Below are 10,787 nucleotides of genomic sequence, written 5' to 3'. Positions count from 1 at the left end.
ACTAATTGCAGTTTAAATTCGGGTGTAAAAGTTCGACGTTGACGTGTCATAGTAGCACGCTCCTTAAGTTAATAGTCTAAGTTTACATCCCCTTATTTTATCTGTCCAACTTAGTGTAGCCTATCCAATATATATTTATTACTTTAGTAGAAAATCAGAGAAGTTTTTACTACAGATAAGTGTTCTAATGTAAATTGAAAATGAATAAGGTATAGGATGTATGTTGTTTAATTGGACTTATAAGGAGGGACAGCATGTTTATAATTGAGAACATGCCTTTTTTTATTTTGTTAGCACTAACTATACTTGGTTCAATACTTAAATATTTTTATTTACAAAAGAAGGGTAAGGATTGGGAATAGTGGTTAGATGTAATATATGGGGTCTCGCCAACATTTTGGGAATGAGTTTTGGTACTAAAAACTAGCTGTTTTCAAAGCAAAAATAGATTTTTCAGTTTCAGCACCAAAAACGAGCGTTAACTGAATATCCCTTTTGTATCAACGGTTGCAGGCTTAGCGTACGTTTTTTCCGAAATGTTGTCAGTACCCCAATGACTTTATTGTAAATGTAACAACTTTATTTGTATTTAAACTTTATAGGAACTTATGTCAGGTGTATTTCAATTATATAGAATTTTTTGCATAATATTGCTTGTGTGTAAAATAATTAGTATACTAAACAAATAAAAATGGATGATCAGGAGTAGTATTTAGATGATTTGTACAGAGGTCAATGAATTAGAAAGAAGGATCAATCAGATGAAAGAAAATTTGATCCAGATTGCAGAAGAAACTGGCTTAAATAGCTATAACACCCTTTATTACAGTCAAAAATTAGACCAGCTTATCACGATTTATCAAAAATTAAAGATTGATAATATACAAAAAGTTTATCAAAAATCCTGTATTTTAATTTAATATGGGATTTTTCTTTTATCTTTTTTATTAGCAGTCCTTTTCAATACCGATAACATCGTATTATGTCAACTAGATTTGTATAAAGTATTCATCAAATACTGTAGGATCTTGTTCAACCGGATACTTTTAATTGAATTGAGTGAACATACGCACGAACATAAACATCGAAAACAAGTCATTAATCGTCTTGCTCGAATTGAAGGACATGTACGATCAATAAAAGAAATGGCACAAAACGGGAGAGAGTGTCCCGATATTCTACTTCAGATTGCTGCCGTGAGAAAAGCTCTAGATAATACCGCAAAAGTTATTTTTTCTGACCATATGGAGGGATGCTTAGTCAACGCGGTCCATGAAGGAAATGAAGAAAAAGTTCTTGAAGACTTAAAAAAGGCATTAGAAAACTTTATACGATAAGGAAGGGACCATCTATGTCTTATGAAAGACTTTTAGAAAATCGAACAACAAAGGAAAAAGTAGTTGCTATCCTTTTCTTAGCAATACCAGCCATGATCGAGAACATCTTACAAACAGTTGTTGGCTTTGTGGATACTCTTTTTGTTGCAAAACTTGGTCTAGTTGAAGTAACTGCTGTCGGAGTTGCGAATGCGGTATTAAATGTTTACATGGCTATCTTTATGGCCATTGGAATTGGTGCTTCATCCTTAATTACTAGAAGCATAGGAGCAGATAATATTGATAAGGCAAAAGCAATAGCGAAACAATCTACTTTACTTTCATTAATAATTGGAATTATTTTTGGGCTAATTACCTTATTTTTCTCTGAATCGTTACTGCTTCTTATGGGAGCTGAACCTCAAGTAATAAAAGAAGGATCCGTTTATTTACGTATCGTTGGGATACCATCTGTGTTTATTTCCATAATGCTTATTTTTGGGAGCATATTACGAGCATCGGGCGATACTAAAACACCAATGAACGTAGCTTGGTGGATGAACATTTTGCATATTGGACTTGATTATGTATTGATTTTTGGCTTAGGTGGTTGGTTAGGTTGGGGAGTTGCTGGTGCCGCATGGGCAACGGTCATTGTAAGAATCTTAGGTACTTTTGCTCTATATTATTACATTCAAAAATCCAATATTTCATTCTCTCTATTTGACTCAAACGATTCAAAGTCACTACTTTCGCCTATTATAAAATTATCAATACCAGCAGCGATTGAACGACTTATTATGCGATTAGGTCAGATTCTTTATATTGGACTCATTGTTTATATCGGAACGGAGACTTTTGCTGCCCATATAATTGCTGGTAATATTGAAATGTTTTCTTATATGCCTGGTTATGGATTAGCAATAGCAGCAACTACCTTGGTTGGACAATATATTGGTGCAGGTAAATCAACTGATGCATATCATTATGGACTACTTACGACAGGAATTGCCGTTATATTTATGAGTCTAATTGGAGTTATTATGTTTTTTTGTGCATCATGGATGGCAGCTTGGTTTACAACTGATATTGAAGCAATCCAGATGGTCACCACAGCCTTAAAAATTGATGCTTTTGCACAACCTGCTTTGGCAATAGGATTTGTATTAGCAGGTGCCTTACAAGCAGCAGGTGACACAAAAAGTCCTATGTACAGTACTGCTATAGGCATGTGGTTAATTAGGATTATCGGAATTTATGTATTAGGAATATACTTTGACTTAGGAATAGCCGGAATATGGATAGCTATCGTTTTAGACATCGTAGTACGTGCTGTATTTTTAACATGGAGGTATCGCTATCTATTCCGACAATTGATTAAGGAAGAAAAATCATTTGAAGACAAAGATACAGGACTTCTAAGTAGAAATACACATGATCAAAACGTATAGAAATTTCAGAATGTTTAATCTATTAATCAAAATACTTTTTATTAATATTACTAAGTTTGGTTACTTTATTTAGTTTAAAAAGAAAAGAAATAAGAAGGATCTTCTAATGGAGATCCTTTTGTTATTGCCGAGAAGGATGATTATGTGAACTAGATTTGTATAAAATATTCATTTCTTTATTATAGGAATGTTTGTTCTTTTTATTCGAGTGAATTGTTTTAGTGTATATTAACAAGTTAGCCTTTAGGCTAGCTTTTTTTCTTTAGAAACCAAGAACTTAGAAATTCAAGAACATACTTTGGGCGGCAGCACTACAGACTGATCAAAAAGAAAGAACGTCTTTTTGTCATTCTGTACGTGTCGCTTCGGCATACCGAATGAGCCGAAAACCTTCTGAACGCTACTCTTAGAAGAAATGGTAAATTCTTGTCTGAAAACAAGAATCGTGTCGCTCGCTTTGCTTTACTCCAAATGACTAAAAAATCGGGTTGTTAAGGGTATCGAACCCCAACAACCCGGCTATATTAACGCATCGCTTATGATATAGCACGATCTTTGCGTCTTTTTGATTCTAAACGAATAAAAAATCTTTAAAGAGCTTTTTAAAAGAGTAAAAGACGAGTTTGTTAGGGCATCGAACCCTAACAAACTCGACTATATCAACGCATGGCTTTTGATATAGTACGCTCTTTATGTCCTTTCTGATTCTTGACGAATCAAAAAGATCCAAGAGCTTTTTTCCTTCTACCGTTTGAGAGTTTAATAGCTTCGGGCATCGAGCCCTTCGCCATTAGGCGTTTACAGATCTCACGATCTGTTTAAACGCCACGCTCTAGCGTAGTGAGCCTTCTTTGTTCTTCTAATTGTAATGAGTGGGCTTATAACCGAGTGAAGGGCGGGCGTCAGGCAAACAAAATTGGCAAAGCCAAGTAGGCTAAGGAACAGTAAGAAAGCAAAAAACACTTTCTAACTGCCCCTAAGTCATTGGGCTTCACTCGATTTTGAACGACAACAGGCAAGGGCCAGGCCTGTTGTCTATGCCTGACTGGCGAGTTCGCTTCTCCGTAAGCGAACCCTTCACACAGTTTGCGCCCATCATTAGTGGAGAATCAAACAAAGAAAGGAAGTGTTAAAAATGGAAAAAGTTTACGAAATTCAACGTATTAAACAAGTAATTCAGGAGGTTGAAGGTGGAGATAGTTACATAGTGCGTTCACCTCAAGATGGTGCTGATATTGCAGCAAGATTTATAGGAGATGAAGATCGAGAAGTAGTGCGCCCATAAGGGCTTTGTATATTTCACCATTAGGCGGTGAAATAATCACAGAAACGGTTAGAATACCACCTGACTTATCTCAAAGGGAAACTGGAGAGGGAGTGTGTAGCATGTCAGGAAAGCCGTAAGTTAGCCAAAGTGGAAAGGTTACGACTGAATGGCAAGGTATAAAAGCTAAGTATAAGGAAGAAGGCTAAACTGCTTGAAGAACAGTCTCAGCGGATTCACGGTCATCTTCTAGGAAAACCACTTGAAACCTAGAATTCATCTTTCAAAATGGCTTCTTTTTATTTATCGTAAAATACTGGTTTGTCGGGTATCTTTGATCAAACTATATTTCAAAGCAACAATTGCTTCATCAGAAAGATATGTTAAATGTAACAGAACCATAAAAAGCAATTTTTTACAATTAATTTTCGCCCTTAACAGTTGTTACTATTTGCCCGAAATACTGGAACATAATCCCCTTTTTTGTTATCTTTCTCTTCTTAATAATTTGCAACTGCAATCTGTTTTCTAGCTTCTTACATTTCTATTAATGATTCATTACCTTCTATTTCTTTCCTCTAGTTCAATGTATTCCTGCTATTGTACCTGACTAATGAGCGAATGACTTGGTTTTGTTTGTCCGTGCTTTCTTTCAAAATCAGTAATGTTTCATCATGTTTACAGTCATCTTCTGATCATAATTGAAAAATTCGTTTTCTATCAATAGATTTCATGCGTTCATGTTCATGATTGTATTCATTAATATCTTATAACGCTTATATTCGATAACAACAAACTATAAGATTACAGATGGTTATTAAAAAGAGCAACTGGACGACACTTTACAAAAGCGTTGTATGGTTTTTTTGACCTGTTTTGAATGAATTTGACTGTTTTTGAATGAATTTGATTGATTATTTTTGGTTTTTACGATAAAATTTCTAGGAATAGAAATGCGAAAGTGTTTTATTGTAGGAAAGAGGTGCCGAATTGCTAACGTCTGAAAGACATCAGGCTATTTTACAGTTATTGAAGGAAAAAGAGGTTGTAAAATTACAAGATCTTACAGAAGAAACGGATGCTTCAGAATCGACGATCCGTCGTGACTTAAGCCAACTCGAAGAACAACAGCTGTTAAAGAGAGTCCACGGTGGCGCTTCACTGTTAAAAAAAAATCGTTTGGAACTAAGTGTACCTGAAAAATCATCCAAAAACATTCAAGAAAAAAAGGTAATTGCTCAATATGCAGCAAGTTTAGTAGAAGAAGGTGACTGCATTTTTCTCGATGCAGGAACGACGACCTTTGAAATGATTTCTTATTTAATTGAGAAGGATATCGTTATTGTTACAAATGGATTAATGCATCTGCCCGCATTAATTGAAAGTCATATGCATGTGTATTTAGTCGGCGGTAAGCTTAAGCGTCATACAGGAGCGATGATTGGCAAAGGGGCTATCTTAAGTTTACAGCAATATTGTTTTGATAAATGCTTTATAGGTGTGAACGGTATTCACTTACAATATGGATATACAACACCAGATACGGAAGAGGCAATGATTAAGCAGATTGCCATGTCATTATCACGAGAAGCGTTTATTATCGCAGATGACTCGAAACTTTCCGAAACATCATTTTCAAAAATTGCTGATATACATGAGGCTGCCATTATTACAAATGAACATGAGGAAAATAAATGGGAATTATATCAAGAAAAAACAACAGTAGAGGTTGTGAGACGATGATTTATACATGCACATTAAATCCATCCGTCGATTACATCTTACATGTAAATGATTTTCAACTTGGCGATTTAAACCGCGTGTCATTCGAAGCGCATTATCCAGGTGGAAAAGGCATTAATGTTTCTCGGGTGTTAAAGCGTGTTGGAGTTGAAAGTCAGGTGCTGGGGTTTATTGGCGGATTTACTGGTTCATACATAGAAGGATTTTTAAGAGAAGAAGGCATTTCTACAAATTTTATCCGCGTAAACGGCGACACTCGCATAAACATTAAATTGAAAACAAAATCAGAAACAGAAATTAACGGTCAAGGTCCTGAGATTAAAGATAGCCAGTTTCGACAGCTTTTCAAACAAGTGGAAAGTTTGCAGGATGGAGATATCCTTGTTTTAGCTGGAAGTATTCCAGGTTCATTGCCAGGCAATTTGTATCAATCACTTTCGAAACTGGCAAAAAAACAAGGGGCAAAAGTAGTCGTCGATATGAGTGGTAAGGCTCTTTTGGATGTTGTTAAACAAGAACCGTTTTTCATTAAACCGAATCACCATGAACTAGGTGAGATGTTTGACGTCATAATTGAGACACCAGAAGAGGCGATTCCATATGGTCAAAAGCTTCTTGAATTCGGTGCTAAGCATGTAGTGATTTCGATGGCAGAAAAAGGTGCATTGCTTGTTACAAAAGATGCGGTGTATCAAGCATCTGTGTCAAAAGGAACCGTGAAAAATTCAGTAGGTGCAGGGGATTCACTTGTTGCTGGATTTCTCGGCGCTTACGTACAGGACGGAGATATTGTTCAAGCATTTCGAACAGGTGTTGCTTCTGGAAGTGCGACGGCGTTTTCATTGGAGCTGTGCACATGGGAAGATGTACAGAGTCTAGTACCGAAAGTGGAAATCAAAAGAATCGGATAGGTGGGTGTTAGCATGAAAATTACAGAGTTACTAAAGAAAGATACGATAATTCTTGATTTACAAAGTACATCAAAAGATCAAGTAATTGAAGAAATAGTGGCAAAACTAGATACAGCAGGACGATTAGTAAGCCGCGAGGGATATAAAGAAGCCATTTTAAAACGTGAATCACAAAGTACAACGGGAATTGGTGAAGGCATTGCGATTCCGCATGCGAAAACAAACGCGGTCAAAACACCAGCAATCGCATTTGGACGTTCGGTAAGCGGAATTGATTACGAATCACTTGACGGTCAACCTGCTCACTTATTTTTTATGATCGCCGCAAGTGAAGGGGCAAACAATGCCCATCTTGAAACACTTTCGCGTTTATCGATGCTATTAATGGATACTGATTTCCGCAAAACATTGATTGAAGCGGAATCGATTGATGATGTGATTAATGCAATCGATGCAAAAGAAAGCGAAGGCGAAGAAGAGGAAGAAGAGGTTGTGAAAGAAAACAACAATGATCTCATTCTTGCAGTAACAGCTTGCCCAACAGGTATAGCACACACATACATGGCTGCTGACAGTTTAAAAGCAAAAGCAAAAGAAATGAATGTCAACTTGAAAGTAGAAACAAACGGCTCAAGCGGAATAAAAGGCAAGATAACAGCAGATGAAATTGAGCGTGCAGTAGCCATTATTGTCGCTGCTGATAAGCAAGTGGAAATGAATCGCTTTAAAGGAAAGCATGTTATCCAAGTACCTGTGGCACAGGGTATTCGCCGCCCTCAGGAATTAATTGAACAAGCATTGAAACAAGATGCGCCTGTTTACCAAGATGGACCTGATTCAACCGCAAAGAAAAAAGCAGAAGGTAACTCAACTGAACGTCGTGGTTTTTATAAGCACTTAATGAACGGTGTATCAAACATGCTTCCATTCGTGGTTGCTGGCGGGATTTTAGTTGCGATTTCATTTCTTTTCGGAGTCAATGCAACAGATCCTAACCATCCATCTTATCATCCAATTGCCGCAACATTAAAGACAGTCGGAAGTGAGTATGTATTTGCGTTAATGATTCCTGTATTAGCTGGTTTTATTGCGATGAGTATTGCTGATCGTCCTGGTTTTGTTGCAGGGATGGTAGGCGGTTTAATGGCATCAGTAGGGGGAGCAGGATTTTTAGGTGGTTTAATTGCTGGCTTCCTGGCTGGATATATTGTCGTTGGCTTAAAGAAAGCGTTTAGTAGTCTTCCACCATCATTAGATGGTATTAAGCCAGTTCTATTATATCCGTTATTTGGTGTATTACTGACAAGTCTTGTAATGATGTACATCATTATTGATCCAGTTAAAGCAGTTAACGATGGATTAACAGCATGGCTACAAGGGCTAGGTACGGGAAATTTGGTGCTTCTTGGTTTAGTTCTTGGCGGTATGATGGCGATTGATATGGGTGGCCCTGTTAATAAAGCTGCACTTACATTCGGTATTGCGATGATTGATGCAGGCAACTACGCGCCTCACGCAGCGATTATGGCAGGCGGTATGGTTTCACCGTTAGGTCTTGCGCTTGCAACAACAATCTTCCGCAGTAAATTTACAGATCAAGAACGTGAAGCAGGTAAAACAAGCTATATCATGGGAGCGACCTTTATTACAGAAGGTGCGATTCCATTTGCAGCAGCAGACCCAGGTCGTGTCATTCCAGCATGTGTTATCGGTTCAGCAGTTGCAGGAGCCTTGACAATGGTATTTAATATCGGGTTGCCATCCCCGCACGGTGGAATCTTTGTTATTCCAATCGTATCAGGAAACCCATTTTTATATCTTGCATCCATTTTAACTGGTTCAATTGTCACCGCAATCACCATTGGGTTTTTAAAACCGAAGAAACAAAAAGAAAGTTACAAGGTAGAAAAACGTATTGCTTAAATTTACAGTTATCTAGTTTTTAGAAAGCATTCTAATTGAATCTCTGAAAATTCGATAAGGAATTTTTTGTAATTAATGTGGAATGGGGATGTTAGGCGATGGAAAGAAGTTTGACAATTAATCCATTGTGGAATTGATACTGTTAGCCTTAAAGATGAATGTTTTGAAGTATTTGTAAATGAAAGGGTTTGAACTGAATGACTTATGTCAAATAACATTTATCGTTCATAATTATATAATGTTAAACTACCTTCCAATTTCTTCCCTTATATAAAAAACACACCGGAATCAGTCTGAACCCCATTATTAAGGGGATTCAGAAAAAACACCTATGCCGTAGCCAGTTCTCGATATTTAATCGGGGACTGGCTATTTAGTTTAATTTGGATTCTTTCGTTGTTATAATAATAGATGTATTCTTCCACAGTCTCAATGATTTTGGAGTTGGTCGCTACGCAATCTTGAGAGTAGAAGGCTCCTTCCTTTAAATGTGAGAAGAATGATTCGATTTGAACATTATCGTAGCACACTCCCTTATGGGACATGCTTTGGATAATGTTCTTTTCTTTTACATAAGCCTGAAATTTAGGAGAAGTATAGAGCCCTCCTTGGTCTGAGTGTAAAATAACTTTATCAATCTTTCGCTTCTCAAGTGCCTGATCCACCGTATCATAAGCTAACTGTAGGTTGGGAGAATTACTAATTACTGAACTAACAACTTCATTATTAAAACCATTGATAATAGCTGACAAATATAAATGACTTTCTCCAAATGTTAAAGTAGAAACATCCGTATACCACTTCTGATTCGGGGCTTCAGCTTTAAATTCTCTTTTAATTAAATCTTGCTTCTTAACTATTTCAGAAGGTTTATAGTGAACAAACTTTTTCCTTCTTATCTTTGCTAATAGACCATTTTCTCTCATGATTCTTCTTACTTTTTTGTGGTTAACTCTTTTGTTATGTACCACTTTCAATTCCGCTGTAACTCGTCGATAACCATATCTACGCTTGTGCTTCTTAGAAATGGCTCTAATTAGAATAATTAATTCATTGTCCCATTCAGAAGCTGCATGTTTCTTCCAACGATAATAATTACTTTTTGGGATCTCCAGAAACTCCAACATTTCTTTAATTGAAAATCTCCCTTTAAGAGACTCAACTACTTTTACAATGTTCGTTTTACTTATTTCCCTGAGATCCCCTTTAACTTTCCCAGCACTTCATTTTGCATTTCAAGTTGTCTAATTCTTAACTTTAATACCTCAACCTCCGATAATTCCTCAACGCCTTTTGAATAGGAATATTGTTTTCCGACAGGCTGATCAAATCTATGGGTTTCCCCACTCCTATACCACCTTATCCATATCCTTACTTGACTACTATTTTTAATCCCTAATGTTTCGCTTATTTCTCTAGATGAATGACCAGCCTCCATCATTTTGATAGCTTCCCATTTTATTTCAGCAGGATAATGAACTCTTGACCCCATAAAAAAACACCCCTCATGTAATATAGTTTATCTATACGACATAAATGGTGTTTTTTCCTTGTCCCAAACAGTGGGTTCAGTTCATTTTATCTAGTGTGTTTTTTACTACTTATAATATCTGATTATGTTAACTAGAAATGTATAAGATATACAAATAATTTTGTCGTGTAAAAGAATGTAAATCCAGAAGGGTTTTGAGGTAATGAGAGGGAATAAGTATTAACTAGAATCATAAAAGTTCACATCCACTTTGAAAGGAGGTGAATCATATGACACAAAGCGTATTATGTGAGGTAAATAGCTGTAAAAACTGGGAACAAGGAAACAAATGTACTGCTAATTTAATTTATGTAGTGAGCCTTGAGAGTAAACAACCTTCTGAAATTAAAGAAACAGGCTGTAAAACCTTTGAACCTACTGCTTCATAAAAATGCCTCTAAGATTTGCTAGAAACAACAACTTTGCTTTCTACATAACAAAAATTCTCTATGTTACATTCCATAAAAAAGAGGTTGGGTACCTAAAAGGCGCCCAACCTCTTTAATTGCTGATAATTGACATTATGGTGCGACAAGAAGTCGCATTCACACAGTGTAGCTTACGCTACTCATCTAGATACAAAGATGATCTCCATCCGAAACTGCATGCTTGGTAACGAGTTTGTAGGTTGCATGAGGAAATGCGGAA

General features: G+C 36.5%; 10 protein-coding genes. 8 read left to right on the top strand and 2 right to left on the bottom strand.

Annotation, left to right across the window (positions count from 1 at the left end):
• Positions 1-716: 716 nt before the first annotated feature.
• The 7 genes from K9V48_RS25605 (at position 717) to K9V48_RS25575 (ending at position 8,608) form a co-directional block, all read left to right on the top strand.
• On the top strand, positions 717-920 hold the full coding sequence (locus K9V48_RS25605) for an aspartyl-phosphate phosphatase Spo0E family protein (protein ID WP_224141922.1): 204 nt from the start codon (positions 717-719) through the stop codon (positions 918-920).
• A gap of 135 nt (positions 921-1,055) precedes the next feature.
• Positions 1,056-1,337: a metal-sensing transcriptional repressor gene (locus K9V48_RS25600; RefSeq protein WP_111617976.1), complete on the top strand. Its 282-nt coding sequence runs from the start codon at positions 1,056-1,058 to the stop codon at positions 1,335-1,337.
• Positions 1,338-1,351: 14 nt separating this feature from the next.
• On the top strand, positions 1,352-2,767 hold the full coding sequence (locus K9V48_RS25595; RefSeq protein WP_224141921.1) for an MATE family efflux transporter: 1,416 nt from the start codon (positions 1,352-1,354) through the stop codon (positions 2,765-2,767).
• Between the two features lie 1,135 nt (positions 2,768-3,902).
• Entirely contained in the window at positions 3,903-4,052 is a 150-nt protein-coding gene (locus tag K9V48_RS25590; protein WP_224141920.1) for a hypothetical protein, read from the top strand.
• 969 nt (positions 4,053-5,021) lie between these two features.
• Entirely contained in the window at positions 5,022-5,774 is a 753-nt protein-coding gene (locus K9V48_RS25585) for a DeoR/GlpR family DNA-binding transcription regulator (RefSeq protein WP_224141919.1), read from the top strand.
• A complete protein-coding gene (gene pfkB / locus K9V48_RS25580; RefSeq protein ID WP_224141918.1) occupies positions 5,771-6,685 on the top strand; it encodes a 1-phosphofructokinase in 915 nt (304 codons plus the stop codon). Before K9V48_RS25585 ends, pfkB begins: the two co-directional genes overlap by 4 nt.
• A 12-nt stretch (positions 6,686-6,697) precedes the next feature.
• Positions 6,698-8,608, top strand: a complete 1,911-nt coding sequence (locus K9V48_RS25575) for a PTS fructose transporter subunit IIABC (protein ID WP_224141917.1) — start codon at positions 6,698-6,700, stop codon at positions 8,606-8,608.
• 329 nt (positions 8,609-8,937) lie between these two features.
• Here the strand turns inward: K9V48_RS25575 and K9V48_RS25570 are convergent, their stop codons facing one another.
• Entirely contained in the window at positions 8,938-9,783 is an 846-nt protein-coding gene (locus tag K9V48_RS25570) for an IS3 family transposase (RefSeq protein WP_224141923.1), read from the bottom strand.
• 11 nt (positions 9,784-9,794) lie between these two features.
• Positions 9,795-10,100, bottom strand: a complete 306-nt coding sequence (locus tag K9V48_RS25565) for a helix-turn-helix domain-containing protein (RefSeq protein ID WP_224141916.1) — start codon at positions 10,098-10,100, stop codon at positions 9,795-9,797.
• 269 nt (positions 10,101-10,369) lie between these two features.
• On the opposite strand from K9V48_RS25565, the gene K9V48_RS25560 reads away from it, so the two are divergent.
• Positions 10,370-10,528 (top strand): DUF1540 domain-containing protein, encoded by a 159-nt coding sequence (locus K9V48_RS25560; protein WP_224141915.1) that lies wholly within the window; start codon positions 10,370-10,372, stop codon positions 10,526-10,528.
• Positions 10,529-10,787 lie beyond the last annotated feature (259 nt).

It is taken from the genome of Metabacillus rhizolycopersici, from assembly GCF_020075705.1.
The sequence above is the reverse complement of the archived record's forward strand: the minus strand, read 5'-3'. Positions and strand labels throughout refer to the sequence as shown.

Coding starts and splice junctions, on each gene's coding strand:
- pfkB (WP_224141918.1), top strand. CDS start 5,771: ATGATTTATACATGCACATTAAATCCATCCGTCGATTACATCTTACAT.
- K9V48_RS25560 (WP_224141915.1), top strand. CDS start 10,370: ATGACACAAAGCGTATTATGTGAGGTAAATAGCTGTAAAAACTGGGAA.
- K9V48_RS25590 (WP_224141920.1), top strand. CDS start 3,903: ATGGAAAAAGTTTACGAAATTCAACGTATTAAACAAGTAATTCAGGAG.
- K9V48_RS25605 (WP_224141922.1), top strand. CDS start 717: ATGATTTGTACAGAGGTCAATGAATTAGAAAGAAGGATCAATCAGATG.
- K9V48_RS25595 (WP_224141921.1), top strand. CDS start 1,352: ATGTCTTATGAAAGACTTTTAGAAAATCGAACAACAAAGGAAAAAGTA.
- K9V48_RS25565 (WP_224141916.1), bottom strand. CDS start 10,100: ATGGGGTCAAGAGTTCATTATCCTGCTGAAATAAAATGGGAAGCTATC.
- K9V48_RS25575 (WP_224141917.1), top strand. CDS start 6,698: ATGAAAATTACAGAGTTACTAAAGAAAGATACGATAATTCTTGATTTA.